The organism is Herbaspirillum sp. WKF16 (assembly GCF_028993615.1).
Lineage (GTDB): Bacteria > Pseudomonadota > Gammaproteobacteria > Burkholderiales > Burkholderiaceae_D > Herbaspirillum.
Genome location: NZ_CP118632.1, coordinates 4,301,887 through 4,324,356 on the forward strand (window position 1 = coordinate 4,301,887; position 22,470 = coordinate 4,324,356).

16 protein-coding genes, 2 tRNA genes, 3 rRNA genes and 1 riboswitch are annotated in these 22,470 nt (G+C 60.3%); of the genes, 8 read left to right on the top strand and 13 right to left on the bottom strand.

Features of this window, described 5'->3' with window-relative positions:
- Window positions 1–57: 57 nt before the first annotated feature.
- The 9 genes from rrf to metK form a co-directional block, all read right to left on the bottom strand.
- Window positions 58–170: ribosomal RNA gene (gene rrf, locus Herbaro_RS19460) — 5S ribosomal RNA — on the bottom strand.
- A 161-nt stretch (window positions 171–331) separates the two neighbouring features.
- A 23S ribosomal RNA gene (locus Herbaro_RS19465) occupies window positions 332–3,204 on the bottom strand.
- 284 nt (window positions 3,205–3,488) lie between these two features.
- A tRNA-Ala gene (locus Herbaro_RS19470) sits at window positions 3,489–3,564 on the bottom strand.
- 7 nt (window positions 3,565–3,571) lie between these two features.
- Window positions 3,572–3,648 (bottom strand) — tRNA-Ile (locus Herbaro_RS19475).
- Window positions 3,649–3,755: 107 nt separating this feature from the next.
- Window positions 3,756–5,288, bottom strand: a 16S ribosomal RNA gene (locus Herbaro_RS19480).
- Together the 16S, 23S and 5S rRNA genes with 2 tRNA genes alongside form the textbook arrangement of a ribosomal RNA operon.
- 614 nt (window positions 5,289–5,902) lie before the next feature.
- Window positions 5,903–6,748, bottom strand: coding sequence for a methylenetetrahydrofolate reductase [NAD(P)H] (metF, locus tag Herbaro_RS19485; RefSeq protein ID WP_275011254.1), 846 nt, complete (start codon window positions 6,746–6,748; stop codon window positions 5,903–5,905).
- Window positions 6,745–7,098, bottom strand: coding sequence for a phage holin family protein (locus Herbaro_RS19490; RefSeq protein WP_275011255.1), 354 nt, complete (start codon window positions 7,096–7,098; stop codon window positions 6,745–6,747). The genes metF and Herbaro_RS19490 overlap by 4 nt, the downstream gene beginning before the upstream one ends.
- A gap of 126 nt (window positions 7,099–7,224) precedes the next feature.
- Window positions 7,225–8,652: an adenosylhomocysteinase gene (gene ahcY, locus Herbaro_RS19495; RefSeq protein WP_275011256.1), complete on the bottom strand. Its 1,428-nt coding sequence runs from the start codon at window positions 8,650–8,652 to the stop codon at window positions 7,225–7,227.
- A 31-nt stretch (window positions 8,653–8,683) separates the two neighbouring features.
- A riboswitch (S-adenosyl-L-homocysteine riboswitch) is annotated at window positions 8,684–8,771 on the bottom strand.
- A gap of 152 nt (window positions 8,772–8,923) precedes the next feature.
- Entirely contained in the window at window positions 8,924–10,087 is a 1,164-nt protein-coding gene (gene metK / locus Herbaro_RS19500; protein ID WP_275011257.1) for a methionine adenosyltransferase, read from the bottom strand.
- Window positions 10,088–10,116: 29 nt separating this feature from the next.
- Here metK and Herbaro_RS19505 point away from each other — a divergent pair, with 29 nt between their 5' ends.
- Genes Herbaro_RS19505 through dapF form a run of 3 tightly spaced genes read left to right on the top strand, consistent with a single transcriptional unit; the run spans window position 10,117 to window position 12,903 of the window.
- Window positions 10,117–11,124, top strand: coding sequence for a lysophospholipid acyltransferase family protein (locus Herbaro_RS19505; protein ID WP_275011258.1), 1,008 nt, complete (start codon window positions 10,117–10,119; stop codon window positions 11,122–11,124).
- Window positions 11,121–12,005: an LpxL/LpxP family acyltransferase gene (locus Herbaro_RS19510; protein ID WP_275011259.1), complete on the top strand. Its 885-nt coding sequence runs from the start codon at window positions 11,121–11,123 to the stop codon at window positions 12,003–12,005. Before Herbaro_RS19505 ends, Herbaro_RS19510 begins: the two co-directional genes overlap by 4 nt.
- 40 nt (window positions 12,006–12,045) lie before the next feature.
- Entirely contained in the window at window positions 12,046–12,903 is an 858-nt protein-coding gene (dapF, locus tag Herbaro_RS19515; protein WP_275011260.1) for a diaminopimelate epimerase, read from the top strand.
- 94 nt (window positions 12,904–12,997) lie between these two features.
- Here dapF and Herbaro_RS19520 read toward each other — a convergent pair whose 3' ends face one another.
- The gene (locus Herbaro_RS19520; RefSeq protein ID WP_275011261.1) at window positions 12,998–14,602 is read right to left on the bottom strand and encodes a tetratricopeptide repeat protein; all 1,605 of its coding nucleotides are present in this window, start codon (window positions 14,600–14,602) and stop codon (window positions 12,998–13,000) included.
- 367 nt (window positions 14,603–14,969) lie between these two features.
- On the opposite strand from Herbaro_RS19520, the gene Herbaro_RS19525 reads away from it, so the two are divergent.
- The 4 genes from Herbaro_RS19525 to Herbaro_RS19540 all read left to right on the top strand — a co-directional run bounded on the left by Herbaro_RS19525 (window position 14,970) and on the right by Herbaro_RS19540 (window position 18,855).
- Window positions 14,970–16,181, top strand: a complete 1,212-nt coding sequence (locus Herbaro_RS19525; protein WP_275011262.1) for a porin — start codon at window positions 14,970–14,972, stop codon at window positions 16,179–16,181.
- Window positions 16,182–16,479: 298 nt separating this feature from the next.
- On the top strand, window positions 16,480–17,148 hold the full coding sequence (locus Herbaro_RS19530) for a DUF484 family protein (protein ID WP_275011263.1): 669 nt from the start codon (window positions 16,480–16,482) through the stop codon (window positions 17,146–17,148).
- 37 nt (window positions 17,149–17,185) lie between these two features.
- Window positions 17,186–18,178: a tyrosine recombinase XerC gene (locus tag Herbaro_RS19535; protein WP_275011264.1), complete on the top strand. Its 993-nt coding sequence runs from the start codon at window positions 17,186–17,188 to the stop codon at window positions 18,176–18,178.
- Between the two features lie 113 nt (window positions 18,179–18,291).
- On the top strand, window positions 18,292–18,855 hold the full coding sequence (locus Herbaro_RS19540) for a Fur family transcriptional regulator (protein WP_275011265.1): 564 nt from the start codon (window positions 18,292–18,294) through the stop codon (window positions 18,853–18,855).
- Between the two features lie 12 nt (window positions 18,856–18,867).
- Here the strand turns inward: Herbaro_RS19540 and Herbaro_RS19545 are convergent, their stop codons facing one another.
- On the bottom strand, window positions 18,868–19,608 hold the full coding sequence (locus tag Herbaro_RS19545) for a pyrimidine 5'-nucleotidase (RefSeq protein WP_275011266.1): 741 nt from the start codon (window positions 19,606–19,608) through the stop codon (window positions 18,868–18,870).
- 77 nt (window positions 19,609–19,685) lie between these two features.
- Between Herbaro_RS19545 and Herbaro_RS19550 the strand changes: the two genes are divergently transcribed.
- On the top strand, window positions 19,686–20,591 hold the full coding sequence (locus Herbaro_RS19550) for a TraB/GumN family protein (RefSeq protein WP_275011267.1): 906 nt from the start codon (window positions 19,686–19,688) through the stop codon (window positions 20,589–20,591).
- 87 nt (window positions 20,592–20,678) lie between these two features.
- Here the strand turns inward: Herbaro_RS19550 and argB are convergent, their stop codons facing one another.
- Both argB and Herbaro_RS19560 read right to left on the bottom strand, forming a co-directional pair.
- The gene (gene argB, locus Herbaro_RS19555) at window positions 20,679–21,572 is read right to left on the bottom strand and encodes an acetylglutamate kinase (protein ID WP_275011268.1); all 894 of its coding nucleotides are present in this window, start codon (window positions 21,570–21,572) and stop codon (window positions 20,679–20,681) included.
- 113 nt (window positions 21,573–21,685) lie between these two features.
- Entirely contained in the window at window positions 21,686–22,468 is a 783-nt protein-coding gene (locus Herbaro_RS19560) for a hypothetical protein (protein ID WP_275011269.1), read from the bottom strand.
- Between the last annotated feature and the right edge of the window lie 2 nt (window positions 22,469–22,470).

The following is a 22,470-nucleotide window of genomic DNA, read 5'->3' on the forward strand; positions in this document are numbered from 1 at the left end:
ATGCGCAATAGCAAAAGCCCCTGTTACGTCAGTAACAGGGGCTTTGCGGTATAACAAGCCTGACGATGACCTACTTTCACACTGGTTGCAGCACTATCATCGGCGCGAAGTCGTTTCACGGTCCTGTTCGGGATGGGAAGGGGTGGTACCAACTTGCTATAGTCATCAGGCATAACTTGTAGTGTCATTTGCTCCTGAATGGGCAGCAAACAACGCAATCTGGGAAGAAGTATTAATTCATTTAGTGTAGTCAGGGTTGACTACTGGGTGTGATGCGTCGAGGGCAAACACACAATATGCTCAACTTGGTCTATAACCGAGCTAATGTTATAGGAACAAGCCGCACGGGCAATTAGTATCAGTTAGCTTAACGCATTACTGCGCTTCCACACCTGACCTATCAACGTCCTGGTCTCGAACGACCCTTTAGGGGAATCTAGTTCCCGGGAAGTCTCATCTCAAGGCGAGTTTCCCGCTTAGATGCTTTCAGCGGTTATCTCTTCCGAACTTAGCTACTCGGCAATGCCACTGGCGTGACAACCGATACACCAGAGGTTCGTCCACTCCGGTCCTCTCGTACTAGGAGCAGCCCCCTTCAAACTTCCAACGCCCACGGCAGATAGGGACCAAACTGTCTCACGACGTTTTAAACCCAGCTCACGTACCACTTTAAATGGCGAACAGCCATACCCTTGGGACCGGCTACAGCCCCAGGATGTGATGAGCCGACATCGAGGTGCCAAACTCCCCCGTCGATATGAACTCTTGGGAGGAATCAGCCTGTTATCCCCAGAGTACCTTTTATCCGTTGAGCGATGGCCCTTCCATACAGAACCACCGGATCACTATGTCCTACTTTCGTACCTGCTCGACTTGTCAGTCTCGCAGTTAAGCACGCTTATGCCATTGCACTATTAGCACGATGTCCGACCGTACCTAGCGTACCTTCGAACTCCTCCGTTACACTTTGGGAGGAGACCGCCCCAGTCAAACTGCCTACCATGCACTGTCCCCGATCCGGATAACGGACCAAGGTTAGAACCTCAAACAAACCAGGGTGGTATTTCAAGGTTGGCTCCACGCAGACTAGCGTCCACGCTTCAAAGCCTCCCACCTATCCTACACAGATTGGTTCAAAGTCCAATGCAAAGCTACAGTAAAGGTTCATGGGGTCTTTCCGTCTAGCCGCGGGTAGATTGCATCATCACAAACATTTCAACTTCGCTGAGTCTCGGGAGGAGACAGTGTGGCCATCGTTACGCCATTCGTGCAGGTCGGAACTTACCCGACAAGGAATTTCGCTACCTTAGGACCGTTATAGTTACGGCCGCCGTTTACTGGGACTTCAATCAAGAGCTTGCACCCCATCATTTAATCTTCCAGCACCGGGCAGGCGTCACACCCTATACGTCCACTTTCGTGTTTGCAGAGTGCTGTGTTTTTATTAAACAGTCGCAGCCACCATTTTATTGCAACCCTTTTGTCCTTCTGGCGCAGGCCAGTCAAACTACTTGGGCGTACCTTATCCCGAAGTTACGGTACCAATTTGCCGAGTTCCTTCTCCCGAGTTCTCTCAAGCGCCTTAGAATACTCATCTCGCCCACCTGTGTCGGTTTGCGGTACGGTCTCGTTAGACTGAAGCTTAGAGGCTTTTCTTGGAACCACTTCCGATTGCTTCGCGAACAAGTTCGCTCGTCTCACACCCTTGAATTACGCTGCCGGATTTGCCTAACAGCCTTCTTCGATGCAAAAACCGACTATTCCAACAGTCGGACAACCTTCCGCGATCCGTCCCCCCATCGCATCTAACGACGGTGCAGGAATATTAACCTGCTTCCCATCAGCTACGCATCTCTGCCTCGCCTTAGGGGCCGACTCACCCTGCTCCGATGAACGTTGAACAGGAAACCTTGGGCTTACGGCGTGCGGGCTTTTCACCCGCATTATCGCTACTCATGTCAGCATTCGCACTTCTGATACCTCCAGCATCCTTTACAAGACACCTTCACAGGCTTACAGAACGCTCTCCTACCATATGCTTACGCATATCCGCAGCTTCGGTGACTGGCTTAGCCCCGTTACATCTTCCGCGCAGGACGACTCGATCAGTGAGCTATTACGCTTTCTTTAAAGGATGGCTGCTTCTAAGCCAACCTCCTGACTGTTTTAGCCTTCCCACTTCGTTTTCCACTTAGCCAATCTTTGGGACCTTAGCTGGCGGTCTGGGTTGTTTCCCTCTTGACGCCGGACGTTAGCACCCGACGTCTGTCTCCCAAGCTCGCACTCATCGGTATTCGGAGTTTGCAATGGTTTGGTAAGTCGCGATGACCCCCTAGCCATAACAGTGCTCTACCCCCGATGGTGATACTTGAGGCACTACCTAAATAGTTTTCGGAGAGAACCAGCTATTTCCAAGTTTGTTTAGCCTTTCACCCCTATCCACAGCTCATCCCCTAATTTTTCAACATTAGTGGGTTCGGTCCTCCAGTGCGTGTTACCGCACCTTCAACCTGGCCATGGATAGATCACTTGGTTTCGGGTCTACACCCAGCGACTGAACGCCCTATTCGGACTCGATTTCTCTACGCCTTCCCTATGCGGTTAAGCTTGCCACTGAATGTAAGTCGCTGACCCATTATACAAAAGGTACGCAGTCACCCCTTTCGAGGCTCCTACTGTTTGTATGCACACGGTTTCAGGATCTATTTCACTCCCCTTCCGGGGTTCTTTTCGCCTTTCCCTCACGGTACTGGTTCACTATCGGTCGATTACGAGTATTTAGCCTTGGAGGATGGTCCCCCCATGTTCAGACAGGATTTCACGTGTCCCGCCCTACTTGTCGCAAGCTTAGTTCCACACCTATGATTTCGTGTAAGGGGCTATCACCCTCTATGGCCGGACTTTCCATTCCGTTCCACTATCAAAGATGCTAAATCTTGCAGGCTGATCCCATTTCGCTCGCCACTACTTTGGGAATCTCGGTTGATTTCTTTTCCTGTAGCTACTTAGATGTTTCAGTTCGCCACGTTCGCTTCGTTACCCTATGTATTCAGATAACGATGACCTAAAAGGCCGGGTTTCCCCATTCGGAAATCTGCGGATCAAAGCTCGTTTGCCAGCTCCCCGCAGCTTATCGCAAGCTACTACGTCCTTCATCGCCTGTAATCGCCAAGGCATCCACCATGTGCACTTATTCACTTGTTCCTATAACGTTAGCCTCTGTTGCCAGAGCGTCATAGAATTAAAGTTGAGTATTTAGCGTTTGCCGTATTGCCAAAGTAAGTCTTCTAATTGCTAAGATCACTTCGTAATACTTTGATTGATACAATCACACCCATTTTTACTTTCGCAAGAACCGAAGTCCTGGCGATCGTTTAAATGAATCTTTACTTCTTCCAGATTGTTAAAGAACAAAAACAGCCATTAGTCTTAAAAGACCAAACCTAAATCACAACACCCTTTCAGGCGCCGACTTAGGTTTGATATCTTGGTGGAGGTTGACGGGATCGAACCGACGACCCCCTGCTTGCAAAGCAGGTGCTCTCCCAGCTGAGCTAAACCCCCGAAACCTTGGTGGGTCTGGTTGGGCTCGAACCAACGACCCCCGCGTTATCAACACGGTGCTCTAACCAGCTGAGCTACAGACCCGCTTGGATCAGTATCAGTAGCCGGTCATTGCTGACCGCGCTTCACCAAATAACTGTTCTTGATTTACAGCCGATAAGTGTGGACGCTTAACTTCGTGCGCACTCTAGAAAGGAGGTGATCCAGCCGCACCTTCCGATACGGCTACCTTGTTACGACTTCACCCCAGTCACGAATCCTACCGTGGTGAGCGCCCTCCTTGCGGTTAGGCTACCCACTTCTGGTAAAACCCGCTCCCATGGTGTGACGGGCGGTGTGTACAAGACCCGGGAACGTATTCACCGCGACATGCTGATCCGCGATTACTAGCGATTCCAACTTCATGGAGTCGAGTTGCAGACTCCAATCCGGACTACGATACACTTTCTGGGATTAGCTCCCCCTCGCGGGTTGGCGGCCCTCTGTATGTACCATTGTATGACGTGTGAAGCCCTACCCATAAGGGCCATGAGGACTTGACGTCATCCCCACCTTCCTCCGGTTTGTCACCGGCAGTCTCATTAGAGTGCCCTTTCGTAGCAACTAATGACAAGGGTTGCGCTCGTTGCGGGACTTAACCCAACATCTCACGACACGAGCTGACGACAGCCATGCAGCACCTGTGTGAAGGTTCTCTTTCGAGCACTCCCAAATCTCTTCGGGATTCCTTCCATGTCAAGGGTAGGTAAGGTTTTTCGCGTTGCATCGAATTAATCCACATCATCCACCGCTTGTGCGGGTCCCCGTCAATTCCTTTGAGTTTTAATCTTGCGACCGTACTCCCCAGGCGGTCTACTTCACGCGTTAGCTGCGTTACCAAGTCAATTAAGACCCGACAACTAGTAGACATCGTTTAGGGCGTGGACTACCAGGGTATCTAATCCTGTTTGCTCCCCACGCTTTCGTGCATGAGCGTCAGTGTTATCCCAGGGGGCTGCCTTCGCCATCGGTATTCCTCCACATATCTACGCATTTCACTGCTACACGTGGAATTCTACCCCCCTCTGACACACTCTAGCCGTGCAGTCTCAAATGCAATTCCCAGGTTGAGCCCGGGGATTTCACATCTGACTTACACAACCGCCTGCGCACGCTTTACGCCCAGTAATTCCGATTAACGCTTGCACCCTACGTATTACCGCGGCTGCTGGCACGTAGTTAGCCGGTGCTTATTCTTCAGGTACCGTCATTAGCAAAGGATATTAGCCTCTACCGTTTCTTCCCTGACAAAAGAGCTTTACAACCCGAAGGCCTTCTTCACTCACGCGGCATTGCTGGATCAGGGTTGCCCCCATTGTCCAAAATTCCCCACTGCTGCCTCCCGTAGGAGTCTGGGCCGTGTCTCAGTCCCAGTGTGGCTGGTCGTCCTCTCAGACCAGCTACTGATCGTCGCCTTGGTAGGCTTTTACCCCACCAACTAGCTAATCAGATATCGGCCGCTCCAGGAGCATGAGGTCTTGCGATCCCCCACTTTCATCCGTAGATCGTATGCGGTATTAGCTAATCTTTCGACTAGTTATCCCCCACTCTAGGGCACGTTCCGATATATTACTCACCCGTTCGCCACTCGCCATCAGGAGCAAGCTCCTATGCTGCCGTTCGACTTGCATGTGTAAGGCATGCCGCCAGCGTTCAATCTGAGCCAGGATCAAACTCTTTAGTTTAATCTCTGTTTTGTGCCATTTCTGGCTACCCCGAAGGGCATCGCTCTCTCAAAATACTGACAGGTAATTTCTTGCGATCTTACCTATATTTCTTGTGAGCATTTAATGTTTAAAGTTTCCAGACCCGAAGGTCCGTCGCACTTCATTAAACGCCCACGCTTATCGGCTGTTAATTTTTAAAGATCTTGTCTGCGCATCCGGCGGCGCCGTTTGCGTCGCTGGCAAATCGTTTTGTTTGTCAGCAGCAGAGAAACGAGATTATGTAGCAGTTTCAGAATCGCGTCAACTACTTTTTTACGCTTTCTTTTAAATTTTTCGTCTCGGCGTTTTTGCTACCCACCTTCGACAAACCATTTAAAACTTCTTCAACTCTCGCCTGTTTCGCCTCGCACTTCGCTTTAACTTTCGTCTCGCTTTGTGCGCCGCGTCAGCAGGGGGCGAACTATAGCAACGCACTCCCACGCGCGCAAGCCCTTTTTTGAAAATAATGCCAAATAATTTACGCCAGCCTTCAACATAACCAAACAGAACCGCAAAACCAAAAAACTGAAGCCGCCCCTGCGGGGCGGCTTCAGTTGTTCTTCCTGCCTTTTCCTGCCTTTATTACATGCTGCTTATCGCTTCACCAAGTTCTGCCAGATCGCCTGGGTCGGAGCCGCCTGGTTCAATGAATAGAAGTGCAGCCCTGGCGCGCCGCCGGCCAACAGGCGCTCGCACAGTTGCGTCACCACATCCAGGCCGAAGGCGCGAATCGATTCGACATCGTCGCCGTAGCTGGCCAGCTTGAGACGGACCCAGCGCGGGATCTCGGTGCCGCACATATCGGAGAAACGCATCAGCTGCGAGTAATTGGTGATGGGCATGATGCCGGCGGTGACCGGCACAGTCGCGCCCAGCCTGGCGGCGTCATCCACGAAGCGGAAGTAGGCGTCCGCATTATAGAAATACTGAGTGATGGCCGAGTTGGCGCCCGCCTTCACCTTGCGCACGTAGTTCTGCACGTCGTCTTGCGGCGACTTTGCCTGGGGGTGCATTTCAGGATAGGCCGCGACCTCGATGTTGAACCAGTCGCCGGTTTCCGCGCGCACGAACTCGACCAGTTCATTGGCATAGCGGAACTCGCTGGACGCCTGATCCATCGCGCCATAGCCGCTGGGCAGGTCGCCGCGCAGCGCCACCAGGCGCTTGACGCCATTGGCCTTATAGTCGGTCAGGATGGCGCGCAGGCTTTCCCGGGAACTGCCGATGCACGACAGGTGCGGCGCAGCCTCGTGCCCTTCGCCGATGATGCCGAGCACGGTGTCGCGCGTCCCCTGCTGGGTCGAACCGCCGGCGCCGAAGGTCACCGAGAAATACTTGGGCTGCAGCTCGGCCAGCTTGGCGCGCGTGGCGCGCAGCTTTTCCGCGCCCTCCGGCGTCTTTGGCGGAAAGAATTCGATACTGAAATTATGCTTGCTCATGTGTTCGATCCCGATTTCAGCAACAGCGTGGACAACGCCCACGACACAATGCTGTACAACAGCGCCCCGCCCACGGCAGCCCAGAACCCGGCGACATGGAATCCGCCCACGAGCTGCGCCACTACCCAGAACATCAGGCCATTGATAACGAGGATGAACAGGCCAAGCGTCACCAGCGTGACCGGCAGGGTCAGCACTACCAGTATGGGACGCACGATGGTGTTGACGAAGCCGAGTATAAGCGCGGCCAGCAGGGCGGCACCGAAACTGTCGACTTGCACGGAATGCATCAGGTAGGGAACGGCCAGCAAGGCCAGGGCGTTGATGAGCCAGGTCAGCAAGAGGCGCATGACGATTCCTTTCAGGCCCGATCGGGCAATGAAGAGAGAAGGAAGCGCGGCCGCTCGCCTTCCGGCGATGGCCGCGCGACGCAAACCGGTGGGAACAGGCCCGCCTGACGGCGAGCCCGGCTCCGATCAGTAGCGGTAGTGGTCGGCCTTGTACGGGCCGTCGACCTTCACGCCGATGTAGGCGGCTTGCTCCGGCGTCAGCTCGGAGAGCTGGGCGTTGAGCTTCTTGAGTTGCAGACGCGCGACCTTCTCGTCCAGGTGCTTGGGCAGCGTGTAGACACCGACCGGGTAGTCCTTGGTGTTCACGAACAGTTCGATCTGGGCGATGGTCTGGTTGGCGAACGACGAGCTCATCACATAGGACGGGTGGCCGGTGCCGCAACCCAGGTTGACCAGGCGGCCTTCGGCCAGCAGGATGATGCGCTTGCCGTCCGGGAAGATCACGTGGTCGACCTGCGGCTTGATGTTGTCCCAGGTGTACTGCTTCAGGGCGGCGACTTCGATTTCGTTGTCGAAGTGGCCGATGTTGCAGACGATGGCCTGGTCCTTCATCTTCTTCATGTGCTCATGGGTGATCACATGATAGTTGCCGGTGCAGGTGACGAAGATGTCGCCGTGTTCTGCTGCGTAGTCCATGGTCACCACGCGGTAGCCTTCCATGGCGGCCTGCAGTGCGCAGATCGGGTCGATCTCGGTGACCCAGACTTGCGCCGACAGTGCGCGCAAGGCCTGGGCCGAGCCCTTGCCGACGTCGCCGTAGCCGGCCACGATGGCGACCTTGCCAGCCACCATCACGTCGGTGGCGCGCTTGATACCGTCCACCAGCGATTCGCGGCAGCCGTACAGGTTGTCGAACTTGGACTTGGTGACCGAGTCGTTGACGTTGATCGCCGGGAAGGCCAGCTTGCCTTCCTTATGCATCTGGTACAGGCGATGCACGCCGGTGGTGGTCTCTTCGGTAACGCCCTTGATTTCCTTGAGGCGCTTGGAATACCAGGCGGCATCCTTGGCCAGGTAGCGCTTGATCGAGTTGAACAGGCAGACCGCCTCTTCCGAATCCGGCTTGGCCAGCACCGAGATGTCCTTCTCGGCGCGCGCGCCCAGATGCAGCAGCAGGGTGGCGTCGCCGCCATCGTCCAGGATCATGTTGGAGTAGCCGCCATCGGTCCACTCGAAGATGCGGTGGGTGTACTCCCAGTATTCATCCAGGTTCTCGCCCTTGACGGCGAACACCGGGGTGCCGTTGGCGGCGATGGCTGCGGCAGCGTGGTCCTGGGTCGAGTAGATGTTGCAGGATGCCCAGCGCACTTGCGCGCCCAGCGCTTCCAGCGTCTGGATCAGCACTGCGGTCTGGATCGTCATGTGCAGCGAGCCGGTGATGCGCGCGCCCTTGAGCGGTTGCGATGCGGCAAACTCGTCGCGGATCGCCATCAGGCCCGGCATTTCGGTCTCGGCGATCTTGATTTCCTTGCGGCCCCAATCGGCCAGGCCGATATCGGCGATGATGAAATCTTGGGATGCGGCAGTAGTAGACATGGCAACGGCGCTGTTCACGCCCTCCTTTCAAGTAAAAGCCAGAAAAAAAGTAACGTGAGCGCGGTTGCCAGGCGCATGGCGCCTGCTCACCGCGTCAAGCCTGGCAGGGATTCCCTGTCGCAACGCTCCTTGCTGCGGTGAGGCATTGGAGGGACTTGCAACGAACCTGGACGCAATGCCAACGCCAGGCCGCTGCGGATGCATGATCCGCGGGAGGTGCATTGTAGCGCGGGGAGGGCGATAGGCAAACCCCTTCGGGGATTCGCCCGCCCTCCCCGGACTGACGGGATTACAGGCCGGCGGCAGCGCGCAGTGCTGCGGCCTTGTCGGTGCGTTCCCAGGTGAATTCCGGCTCTTCGCGGCCGAAGTGGCCGTAAGCGGCGGTCTTGGCGTAGATCGGACGCAGCAGGTCCAGCATCTGCACGATGCCCTTGGGGCGCAGGTCGAAGTATTCCTGAACCAATTGCGCCAGCTTTTCATCGCTGATCTTGCCGGTGCCGAAGGTGGTGACCATCACCGAGGTCGGCTTGGCGATACCGATGGCGTAGGACACCTGGATCTGGCAACGCTCGGCCAGGCCGGCAGCCACGATGTTCTTGGCGACATAACGGCCGGCATAGGCAGCCGAACGGTCGACCTTGGACGGATCCTTGCCGGAGAAAGCGCCGCCGCCGTGAGGCGCCGCGCCACCGTAGGTATCGACGATGATCTTGCGGCCGGTCAGGCCGCAGTCGCCTTGCGGGCCACCGATGACGAAGCGGCCGGTCGGGTTGATCAGGTAGCGGGTATTCTTGAGCCATTCGGCCGGCAGCACCGGCTTGATGATTTCCTCGATGGCCGCTTCATGGATAGCCTTTTGCTCGATGTCCGGCGAGTGCTGGGTCGACAGCACGACGGTATCGATGCCGACCGGCTTGCCGTCGACGTACTTCAGGGTCACTTGCGACTTGGCGTCGGGACGCAGCCACGGCAGGCGGCCGTCCTTGCGCAGCTGCGACTGGCGCTCGACGATGCGGTGCGCATAGTAGATTGCAGCCGGCATCAGTTCCGGGGTTTCGTTGCAGGCGTAGCCGAACATCAGGCCCTGGTCGCCGGCGCCTTGCTCCAGGTCGACGCCGCGGCCTTCGTCAACGCCCTGGGCGATGTCAGGGGATTGCTTGTCATAGGCGACCAGCACCGCGCAGCTCTTGTAGTCGATGCCGAAGTCGGCATTGTCGTAGCCGATGCGCTTGATGGTTTCGCGGGCCACGTCGATATAGTCGACGTTGGCGCGCGTGGTGATTTCACCTGCCAGCACAACCAGACCGGTGTTGCACAGCGTTTCCGCGGCAACGCGGGATTGGGGATCCTGGGTGAAGATGGCATCCAGGATCGCGTCGGAGATCTGGTCGGCAACCTTGTCGGGATGGCCTTCGGAGACGGATTCGGAAGTGAAGAGATATTCGTTGGACATGCAAGCCTCAAACTGAAAACGATTTACCGATGTCGCGGCCCATCATTCAGTCGTGCCTGCGACGCTTTAGCGATATTTGTACCCCGTCTCGCAAGTTGTCATTAACTCGACGGCATGTGCTATTTTACGCCTCTTGCAATTTTCTGCAATTTGGCAGAGTTTCCTGCCCCAGCTACCCGTTATCGGCAAGTATGCTCGTTTCTTTATTCCGCCTGTTGTCTTTCCTGCCGCTGCCGGTATTGCATGCCATCGGTTTTGCCGTGGGCTGGCTGGTGTTCCTGGCGTCGCCCTCGTACCGGCGGCGCCTGACGGAGAACATCACGCTGGCAGGTCACCGCGCTCATCTATATAGAGCGGTCGGCGAAGCCGGCAAGGGCATGTTCGAGCTGCCCTTCATCTGGTGCGCCAATCCCGAGCGGGTACTGCGCACCGCCCGCATTGTCGATTGGCAACTGGTGCAAACGGGATTGGATGCCAAATCCGGCATCGTCTTCCTGACTCCCCATCTCGGTTGCTTTGAGATCTCGGCGCAATCGGTGGCCCGCCACGCCAGCCTGAGCGTGCTGTACCGCCCGCCGCGAAAAGCCGCGCTGAAGCCGCTGATCGAGGGCGCCCGCGCCCGCGCCAACCTGCACCTGGCCCCGGCCAACCTGGCTGGGGTGCGCATCCTGCTCAAGGCGCTGAAAAGCGGCCAGGCCATTGGCTTGCTGCCGGACCAAGTCCCGCAGAACGGCGAAGGCGTCTGGGCCGATTTCTTCGGCAAGCCGGCCTACACCATGACGTTGCCAGCCAAGCTGCAGCAAATGAGCGGTGCGCCCATTATCCTGGCCTATGCTGAACGGCTCTCGTGGGGGCGCGGCTATGCGATCCACTTCGTACCCTTCGAGGGGGAACTGGGCGACACGCCCGAACAGCAGGCGCGCGCCATCAACCTGGCCATGGAAAAACTGATCGCGCGCTGCCCGGCTCAATATATATGGAGCTACAACCGCTACAAGGTGCCACAGGGCGTCAGCGCTCCCGGAGCGGCGCAATGAAGGCGCTGATCGGATTGATGTGGCTGCTGCACTGGCTGCCGCTGCCCATCCTGGGCCGCCTGGGCGAAGGCTTGGGATGGCTGCTCTATATTTATATGAGGCCGCGCCGCCGCATCACGCTGATCAACCTGCGGCTGTGCTTCCCCGAGAAGACCGAACAAGAGCGGCGCGTGATCGCGCGCCGCCATTTCCAGGCCTATGCCCGCAGCGCGCTGGAGCGCGGCATCCTATGGTGGGCGCCGGAGTCGCGCCTGAAACGCTTGATCCAGGTGGAGCCCCGCATCCCCTTCGAGACGCTCGACCGCGGCCCGACCATCCTGTTGTGCCCGCACTTCGTCTGCCTGGAAATCCCGGGTATCGCCCTGGTGCTCAATTCCAACTATTCGGTCTGCACGATCTACTCGCGCCAGAAGAACCAGATCGTCGATGACGCCATTCTCAAGGGCCGCTCGCGCTTTCGCCCGGTAACGCTGCTCTCGCGTGAAAAGGGCGTGAAGCCCATCATCCGGGCCATGCGCGACGGCTTGCCCTTCATCATGCTGCCCGATATGGATTTCGGCATCCGGGACGCCGAATTCGTGCCCTTCTTCGGCGTACCCGCCGCCACGCTGACCGCCACTGCGCGCATCGCGGCGGCCACCGGCGCATCCGTGGTGCCGGTCATTACCACCTTCCTTCCGGGCTACCGCGGCTGGAAGACCACCTTCTACCCGGCCTGGAACGACTATCCAGGCGACGACATCGCGGCCGCCACCCGTCGCATGAACGAATTCATCGAGGCGCGCGTGCGCGAGCATCCTGCGGAATATTTCTGGGCGCACAAGCGCTTCAAGACCCGCCCGCCGGGCGAACCCGACGTCTACGGCAGGAAAGACAACTGAGCGCCCTGTAAAACAGGGCGGTCGTCCTTATAATGACTCCATGAAGATCAAATTCACCAAGATGCATGGCGCGGGCAACGACTTCGTCGTCCTCGACGCCGTCAACCAGGCCATTTCCCTGACGCCGGCGCAATGGAAGTTCATCGCCGACCGCCGCTTCGGCATCGGCGCGGACCAGATGCTGGTGGTGGAGAAAGCGCGCGGCGACGGCGTGGACTTTCGTTATCGCATCTACAATGCAGACGGCGGCGAAGTCGAGCAATGCGGCAACGGCGCGCGCGCCTTCGTCAAGTTCGTCACCGACAAGGGCCTGACCGACAAGCGCGCCATCCGCGTGGAGACCATGTCCGGCATCATCGAGCCGCGCCTGGAAGACGACGGCCGCATCACCGTCGACATGGGTGCCCCCATCCTGGTGCCGGCCGAGGTGCCGTTCGACGCCGGCGGCCTGGAAAGCCGCGTCGAAGCGCAGGACACCTTGTGGCCGCTGGACGTTGCCGGCAAAACTGCCTGGATTTCGGTAGTGTCGATGGGCAACCCGCACGCAGTGCAGGTCGTGCCAGACAGCGAGGCCGCGCCGGTGCTGGAGGACGGTCCCTTGATCGAGCGCCACGCCCGCTTCCCGCGGCGCGTGAACGCCGGCTTCATGCAAGTCGTGGATCGCCATCACGTCAACCTGCGCGTCTATGAACGCGGCGCCGGCGAAACGCTGGCTTGCGGCACGGGCGCCTGCGCCGCAGTGGTGGCGGGTATCCGCCGCGGGCTGCTCGATTCGCCCGTGGCCGTACAAACCCACGGCGGCGTGCTCAGCATCGCCTGGGAAGGCGTCGACCAGCCGGTGTTGATGACCGGCCCCGCAGTCTCCGTATTCGAAGGCGAGATAGAACTGCCGGACTGACCCACGCCGCCACTTCGATCACGCCCCGATGGTCGCTCCCAACAAAAAATGGCTTGCCGGATGGCAAGCCATTTTTGTTTGCATCAAGACAGCCTCAGGCTTCCACGCGCAGGCCGTCAACCTCCTCGTCAGCCGCCGCCTGATCCGGCAGCGCGGCCTTGAGCCGATAGAGGCGCTGGCGGTAGTTGCCTTCCGGCCCGCTCGGCCCGCCATCCACGTCTTCGAACAGGCGACCGATGCGATTGAGCACGCCTCGCTCCTCCCCGGTCTCGACCATGATCAGGCGCCGTTTGCTGCGCGCGTACTGAGCGCGGATATCCACCACTAGGCAGTGGCCGCAGTCGGCCTCCTTCAGGTCGACCAGCAATGCCTCGGGGCGGGTTAGCCCGAACAAGGTCGCCAGCTCGATGCGGGCGGCCAGGAAGGGATAAGCATTGACCAGCTCGCGCGACAGCTGCGCGCGCGCCAGCACAGCCCATTCGGCCGGCCGTGGACGGTCGGCCACCTTCTCCAGCAATGCAGCGGCGTCGGCATTGCCTTGCGACGCCGCCTTCTGCAGCCAGTACAGCGCCCGCACGTCGTTGGCCGGGTCTTCGCGGCGGTTGCGCCAGGCCGTGACGCCGCACTCCAGTTGCGCGACCACATGCCCCATCTCGGCGGCGCGCTCCAGGTAGTGCTGCACGTCAGCCAGGTTACGCTGGGAAAACTCCGGTTTCAGATAGATGCGCGACAAGGCGTACCAGCCGGCGGCCATGCCTTGTTCACCGGCCAGCAAGAGCCAGCGGATCGCTTTCTTGTAGTTGGCCGAGCCTTGGCCAGCGAACCTGCGCGCACCCAGCTCGTCCATCCGCCCGTATAGCAGTCCCAAGGCCAATTGCGCCTCGCGGTCACACGCCAGCGCCGCCAGCTCCAGCAATTGCTGCGCCTGTTGCAGGTCGGGCTTCCTGTCGTCCAGATGCGACCCGGCGAGACGGCGCAGCAACTGGATATTCTGTGTGCCCAAGCCGGACGCAAGCGACTCGGACGGCGCGTTTAGCTGTGTCAGCGACGCGGCGTACTGGCGCAACAGCGCGTCGGCAAGCGGCTGCGCACGCTGGCGGAAAGTCGCGAAGTCAGCCTGGCGCCAGGCGGCATCGGCCAGCGCATGCTGCGCCTGCTCGATGCCGGCATCGGCCGCCTTCTGGGTCCACTGGCTGATCTCATCGCGCGTGGCGGGCGCCGGCTGCGGCGCCTCCGACGGGGCCGATTGCGTCCCTGCCGAGGCCGGCGCCACGTCCCGGCCTTGCTGGGCCAGCAACCACTGCGCCTCGGGGTTGCCGTCGAGGGCCACCACCTCCAGCGCGCGGATCGCCTTCTTCTTCAGTTCGGCGCTGATCTGCGCCATATTGCCCAGCACCAGGCGAGCAAATACCAGACCGGCCTGGTTCTGCCCGGCGTCGAATGCCCGCTCGTACCACTGCGCCGCCTCTTGCGGCTTGGCCAGCGGCATCACCACTTCATACGGAATATGTTGAGCAATCAGCATCCAGGCATCCGCCAGCTCCTGGCGGGCGGCACGCTCCAGCCAATGGAATGCAGTACCGAGGCTTTGCGGCAAACCGTTGCCGCCGAACAGGTAGCGCTTGCCCAAGGTCAGCTGCGCCTCGGCCTGTCCGGCCCGCGCGGCACGAATGATTGCGAGATCTTCCCTATTTGCCATCAGCCTTCCACATCAGGTCAGAAAACCAAAATTATGCCCCACAAATCACATTTTTTTAAAATGACCTTACAAACGATCCAAATGCATCGTTTTAACAACAAATCAGCATGCGAGACGACTCGGCTCAGGTTTCTCCGCCTTCGGCCGATAACAAGGGAGTGCTCGCAAGCGAAAATTCGCCATCAGAGTATCCCCCGCCTCGAAAGCGTTTGAAAAAAACAACACTACGCCAGTAGTTTTACGCTTTCAACCAAAATTCCAGCCGCCAAACGACCAATCTGCGGCCATGCCAAATGAGAACCCTTAATGTCTCACCATCCGACTAGAAGTACGGATCCTCAAGACTATTTTTATAGAAGGATGTCAAATGAAAAAATCTCTGCTGGCACTGGCCGTCCTCGGCGCGTTCGCAGGTGCTGCTCAAGCACAAAGCTCCGTTACTATCTACGGTATCGTTGATACTGGCGTCACCTACACCTCCAAGGCGCAAACCACCCAGACCCCCGGCATCAATACCGGCAGCAAGTTCGCTGTGAACTCGGGCGTGATCCAAGGTTCGCGTATCGGCTTCAAGGGCGTTGAAGATCTGGGCGGCGGTCTGTCGGCCGTGTTCAACCTGGAAACCGGTTTCACCAACGACAACGGCGGCCTGCAAGGCTCCGACAACGTCACCTCCTCCAACCTGTTCCGTCGTAAGTCGGTGGTTGGTCTGGCCGGTGGCTTCGGTACCGTGCTGGTTGGTCGTCAAACCGACTTCGCTGACGTCATCTCCGCCTACACCGGCGTTGCTGATTTCGGTGGCGTGATCGCTCAAGCCGGTTCGAACCTGAACCGTCTGCAAGGCGTTCGCACCAACAACTCGGTGAACTTCACCACCAACAACCTGAGCGGCTTCACCGGTAACCTGATGTACGGCTTCGGCGAAACCGCTGGCAAGACTTCCGCTGGCCAATCGTTCGGCATCGGTGGCAAGTACGAAAACGGTCCTCTGGGTCTGGGCCTGAACTACTACCAATCCAAGGCTGGTGCAACTCCTTCGGACGTTAGCCTGATCCCCATCACCGCTGTTGGCGTTACTCCTGCTGCCACCAACGTGTACACCAACGCCGCCAACGCTGGCAGCTCCGCTCAGAAGGTCCTGAACGTGGTTGCTTCGTACCAGTTCGGCCCGGCACGCGTGTACGGTAACTACTCGCGCGTCAAGCAAGATCTGAACACCGCTGGCGTCGCTGGTTTCGCAGGCGTGACCGCTGCAACCCGCACCACCGCTGGTACCCTGGCTCTGTCCAAGAAGGCTGACCTGTACGAAATCGGTACCGCCTACGCTCTGTCCCCGTCCCTGAAGCTGCTGGCTGCTGTGCAACACACCCGCGCTGAATTCGACGGCGTGTCGGGCAAGGGCAAGCTGACTCAGTACAACCTGGGTGCTGACTACTGGCTGTCCAAGCGTACCGACCTGTACGCATTCGTGTCGAACCTGCGTGCTACCGACATGAAGAACCCTGGCGTGTACGGCGACACCACTGGCAACGATGCAAGCCAGACCGCTGTGACCGTTGGCGTTCGCCACAAGTTCTAATTCACGGATCTGATACCGGCATGAAAATGCCGGCATCAACCTGAATTAAGCTGACTCGGGCTTGCATGAGCAATCATGCAAGCCCGTTTCTTATGTATCTCTCCGTTTGCGCTCCCCCTTATTCCAAGCATTTGCCCGCGGCCGCTCTCCTTTGTATCAAATGACAGTCCCGCGGTGATTGTCAGCATTTCTGATAGCGAGGATAATCTCGCGGTAATTTCAGGTATTGCCGCACGGCACCTGGCAATGCGAACCCGGCAACGACGATTGCCGTTCCACCCACACAAACACACTAGCGATGACCACCCCACTGGACTCCGACCTGATCGCCGAATACCTGCTCGACCATCCTCACTTCTTCGAGGAGCACGCGGAGCTGCTTTCGACCGTCAAGTTGACCAGCCCGGTCATGGGCCGCGCCGTATCCCTGCAGGAACGCCAGATGGAGATCCTGCGCGAGAAGATCCGCGTACAGGAACTGCACATGGCCGACCTGATGCGCATTGCGCAGGAAAACGACGAGATCACCAACAAGTTCCAGGCCTGGACCCGTACCTTGCTGCTCACGCGCAACGACGGCGACCTGCCGCGCGCGCTGTCGGATCAGTTGAAGGACATTTTCCATGTGCCGCAAGTGACCGTACGCCTGTGGAACCTGGCCGAAGCGCATGCCGGCAACTGGGCCACGCAATCGGTGTCGGAAGACGCCCGGATATTCGCCAACGGCCTGTCCGCCCCGTTCTGCGGTCCCAACAAGGACTTCGAGGCGGCCGGCTGGCTGGAAGACGGCGCCTCGGTCAAGTCGGTCGCCATCCTGCCGCTGCGCGTGGGGGCATCGCCTGACGCCTTCGGCCTGCTGGTGCTGGGCTCGCCCGACCCCAACCGTTTCACCGCCGACATGGGCACCGACTTCCTGACGCGCATCGGCGAGACCGCCAGCGCCGCGTTGGCCTGCCTGCTGCGCTGACCGCCGCCGGGCGCGGCTTGTCCACCGGACGATGAACATGGATACCGCTGCCCCAGCACTGATCAGCCAATACCTCTCCTCACTGCGTTCCCAGCGCAAGCTGTCGGCGCACACCGTCGACGGCTATGGCCGCGACCTGCGGGAGCTGCGCGAGCTGCTTGCCCCCGCCGGCAAGGATCCCGCAGCCGGCGAGGCAGACCTCGACCTGCGCAAGACAACCCAGGTGCAGATCCGCAAATGCACTGCGCAGCTGCACGCGCGCGGCCTCAACGCGCGTTCGATCTCGCGCAAGCTGTCGGCCTGGCGGGGTTTCTTCGCATGGCTGTCGATGGAAGTCGAACTCAAGGCCAACCCGGCCGACGGCGTCAAGCCGCCCAAGAAAAGCAAGCCGTTGCCCAAGGCGCTGGCGGCCGACGACGCCGTCCGGCTGGTGTCCCAGGCCGATCCGTCCAAGGATCCCGCATCGACGATGGCCGCCTGCAACCGGGCCATGTTCGAGTTGCTGTATTCAAGCGGATTGCGCGTCTCGGAGCTCGGCGCGATCGACATCGCGGATGTGCGCGAAGGAAAATATGAATCGGCCGGCTGGATCGCGCTGGGCGACGCCGAGGTCACCGTCACCGGCAAGGGCGGCAAGCGGCGCAAGGTGCCGGTAGGCCGCGCAGCGCTCGAAGCGATCGAGGCCTGGCTGCCGATGCGTGCGGCGCTGGTGAAGGCCGACGCCGGCCCCGACTGCCATGCGCTGTTCCTCACCGAGCGCGGCACGCGCATGTCGCCGCGCGTGACGCAGTTGCGCCTGAAGGCCCATGGCCGCTCGCTGGAAATGGCCAGCGACGTGCATCCGCACATGTTGCGCCACTCCTTTGCCACCCACGTCCTGCAGAGCTCGGGCGACCTGCGAGCGGTGCAGGAGATGCTGGGCCACGCATCGATCACGGCCACCCAGGTCTACACCGCGCTCGACTTCCAGCGCCTGGCGCAGGTGTACGACCAGGCGCACCCGCGCGCCAAGAAGAGCGAGCCCAAGTAGGCCCGGCAATGCGGCAAGAAACCGCAGCCCGCATGGGCTAAAATACGAGGGCTGCGGCGAGTCCCGACATCGGGCTCGCGGCGACGCCACGATTCACCACGCAAAGCCGCCCCATGAAAGCCAAAGCCGCCGATATCCCCGTCAGTCGCCAGTCCAGCCAGGCCGCTTCCATGGCCCTGCTGGCCGAGGCGCAACTGCGCGAAGCCGGCGTGCGCGTGACGCAGGCGCGCGTGAACGTGCTGGGGGCGCTGCTGGAGACGCGTAGCGCCGCCTCGCACCAGGACATCCAGGACCGCTTTGCCGGCATGGATCGCGTCACCCTCTATCGCGCGCTGGATTGCCTGACCGAAGCGGGCCTGGCGCACAAGATCTCCAGCGACGACCGCATCTTCCGCTACAGCGCCGGCGCCGACCATCCGGAGCACGGCCTGCACGACCACTCGCAGGGCAAGCAGCACCAGCACGGCCACTTCAAATGCACGCGCTGCGCGCGCGTGTTCTGCCTGGACGCCAGCGACGGCACCGACTTCCTGGCCACCGTGCTGCCCGACGCCGACAAGCACAAGTCCACTGCGGCGCAGTTGCAGTCGGCACTGCGCAAGACGCTGGGCAAGGGTTTCCAGAGCCACGAGGTGGAACTGACCATCAAGGGCTGGTGCGCCGACTGCGCAGACTGACCCGCCCTCCCGCTACCTGGCGCGCGCCACACCCAGCTTCGCCAGGCGCCGCGGCAACTGGCGCACCGAACTCACCTTGACGTCGACATACGAAGGCATGCGGCTGCGCACGCGCTGCGCCGTCAGGTGGCCCAGCATCGCATTGCCGATCAGGTATTGCGTCACCCAGGCAGTGCGCACGCCCAGCTCGCGCGCGGTCTTCAGGTTGTCCACGGTATCTTCCACCAGGATGCAGCGGCGCGGATCGATCTTCTGCCGCGCCAGCAACTTGCGCAGCATCAGTCGCGACGGCTTGGGCCGCAGCTGGCGGTGCACGTGCATGGATTCGATCGAGATGTGGTGCGAGAAATGGCGGTGCAGCCCAAGGTGACGCACCAGCTGGCGCGAGTAGCGGCGCGGCGCGTTGGTCAGCAGGATCTTGCGCCCGGGCAGTTGGCCCAGCCAGCGGCCGATGCCGCGCTCGGCGCGCACCATGCCCAGCAGGTCGTCGAACAGATGCGCCTCATGCAGGAAGTCCTCGATGCGCACGCCGTGATGGCGCACCATGCCCATCAGGGTCGCGCCATACAGTTTCCAGTAATGACGGCGCAGGTGATTGACCGCCGCCTCGTCGGACGGATGTCCGCCCTGCTCCAGCACGCGCGTGATGTAGCGATTCATGTTGGCGTTGATCGCCGGGAAGATCGCGTGCGAGGCGTTGTGCAGGGTATTGTCGAGATCGAACAGCCAGAGCGGTGTAGTATTGGACGCCATAAATCAAACAACGAAGCAATGAAGAAACAAGCAAGGAAAGGCAAGCGGTGAAAGGCTTTGCGCAACGACTGATTATAGTGACATTGGCCCTGCTGTTCAGTCTCTACCTGCCGGCCGCGCATGTGGCGGCGGCAAGCGCGCCGCAGGCCGCCGGGCCGGCGCCCGATCGCGGCGCGCTGTACCGGGTCTCCGACGGACGCCACACCTTGCACCTGTTCGGCACCATCCACGTCGGCGCCCCCGACTTCTATCCGCTGGAACCCCGCATCGCGCGCGCGCTCAAGGAGGCGCCGGCGCTGGCCCTGGAGCTGGATCCGCAGAATACCGGCGCGCTGCAGGCTGCGGTGCTGCGCCACGGCGTCTATCCCGAGGGACGGCGGTTCGAGCAGCAGCTCGAACCGGCCCTGGCATCGCGCACGCTGGCAGCCCTGCGCCGCTACCAGTTGCCGGCGGAGCAACTGCAGAACTTCCGCCCCTGGATGCTGGCCACGGCGCTGACCGTGCAGGAGTACGCAAGCGGCGGCTACAAACCCGAACTGGCGGTGGACAGCTATCTGGCCGCTGCGGTACGCGCGCATGGCGGCAAGATCGTCGAGCTGGAAAGCGCGGAACGCCAGATATCGGTCTTCAGTCGCCTGGACGCGGCCCAGCAGGCGCAATTCCTCGCCGATACCCTCGATGAGCTGGACGACGCCGAGCTGGCGCACAAGCTCGATGCGCTGGTCGGCGCCTGGCGCCGCGCCGACAGCGGCGGCTTCGAACAGGCCTTGAAGGAAATGGACGAAGACCAATCCTTCGCCAGCCGCTTCACCCGCCAGGCCTTGCTGGATGAGCGCAATCCCGGCCTGGCCGACGGCATCGCCGCGCTGCTGGCGGCGCAGGACAAGAGCGTGGCCGCCATCGGCATCCTGCACCTGGTGGGGCCGGGCAGCGTGCCGGAATTGCTCGGGAAGAAGGGGCTGCGAGTGGAGAAGATCTACTGAGCTGCGAACGCCGCGCGCAAACAAAAAGGGATGAGCATGCTCATCCCTTTTTTATGACCGGGCTCGGCCCATGGCCGCCCGCTCGGATCAGTGCGAACGGATCATGGTGCCGAAGGCCTGCTCGGTCAGCACCTCCAGCAGCAGCGAGTGCTCGATGCGGCCGTCGATGATGTGCACGGTATTCACGCCCGACTTGGCCGCGTCCAGCGCCGAAGAGATCTTGGGCAGCATGCCGCCGGAGATGGTGCCGTCGGCGAACATCTCGTCGATCTCGCGCGCCGACAGGTCGGTCAGCAGGTTGCCCGCCTTGTCTTGCACGCCGGCGATGTTGGTCATCATGATCAGCTTTTCGGCATGCAGGATTTCCGCGATCTTGCCGGCCACCACGTCGGCGTTGATGTTGTAGGCCTGGCCGTCGTCGCCGAAACCGATCGGCGAAATGATGGGGATGAAGGCGTCGTCCTGCAGCGCCTTGACCACCGCCGGATTGATCGCCTCGATCTCGCCCACGTAACCGATGTCCAGGAATTGACCCGGCTTTTCCTTGTCCGGCATCTGCATCTTGCGCGCGCGGATCAGGCCGCCATCCTTGCCGGTCAGGCCCACCGCCTGTCCGCCGTAATGGTTGATCAGCATCACGATATCCTGCTGCACTTCACCGCCCAGCACCCACTCCACCACTTCCATGGTCTCTTCGTCGGTGATGCGCATGCCTTGCACGAAGGTGCCCTGCTTGCCGATCTTCTTGAGCGCCGCATCGATCTGCGGGCCGCCGCCGTGCACCACCACCGGGTTCATGCCGACCAGCTTCAACAAGATCACGTCACGCGCGAAGCCATGCTTCAGGCTGTCCTCGGTCATCGCATTGCCGCCGTACTTGACGACGATGGTCTTGCCGTGGAACTTGCGGATGTAAGGCAGCGCCTCGGCCAGGATTTCGGCTTTGATCTGGGGCGCTACTTTGGTGAGGTCGGTGGTCATGACGATATCCTGTGGCTGGATGGTGGGTAAGTTCAAGGAACGCGATTTTACATGGAAAGAACGATCCGTTCGTGACGTTTAGGGGAGCCTGTGCACGAACGGCAACGCCCGGCTCAGGCAGAGCAGGAGCGGATCTCCTGATCCGGATAACCGCTCTTGATGCGCTCCAGCGCGGCGCGCGCGTCCGGCGTCAGGTCGCGCAGCTGGAACACCTGTTTGCCGGCGCCCGAGCGGCGCGCGATGATGCGCGCGCTGCGCACGCCCTGCGAGATCAGCTGGCCGACATAGGCCTTGGCGGCGTCCTCGGTACGGAAGATTCCCAGCGAGATGCCGCTGCGCAAGGCCGGGTTGGGGAAACTGTCGGGGATCACGTAAAAGTCGGAGATGCCAAGGCGGCGCAACTCCGCGGTGCGACGGTCGGCGCCGTCACGGCCATCCTGCGGCGGAATGTAGACCATGTGACTGGTCACGTCCTGGGTCAGCTTCTGGGCGACCTTGTCGCCCAGGTTCAGGCTGGCCAGTTGGGCAGAGAAACGGCTGGCGTCGGCCGCGGTGAAATTGCCGACCTCGGTACAGGAAGGCGCGACCGCCACCTTCGGCGCGGCCGGCTGGGCCGGGACAGGAGCCGGCTGGGCCGTTGCGGCGGAAGCGGCTGTCTGCACATCCAGCTTGGCGGCATCGGCGGCCTGCGCCGGCGCAGCTTCTTGCGTGCGCACCGGCGGCACCAGCTTCTCGCTGTTGGGGGGAAGAATGCTCAACTGCTCGGGGCGCAGTTGTTCGGCCAGGCGCTGCGGCTCGCGGCGCTCGGACGCCGCCGCGCCCAAATAGCCGCGCTGCAGCCCGAACAGCACCACGTTGCCCACCAGCAGTAGCCAAAAAAGCAATTTCAGCTTCATCC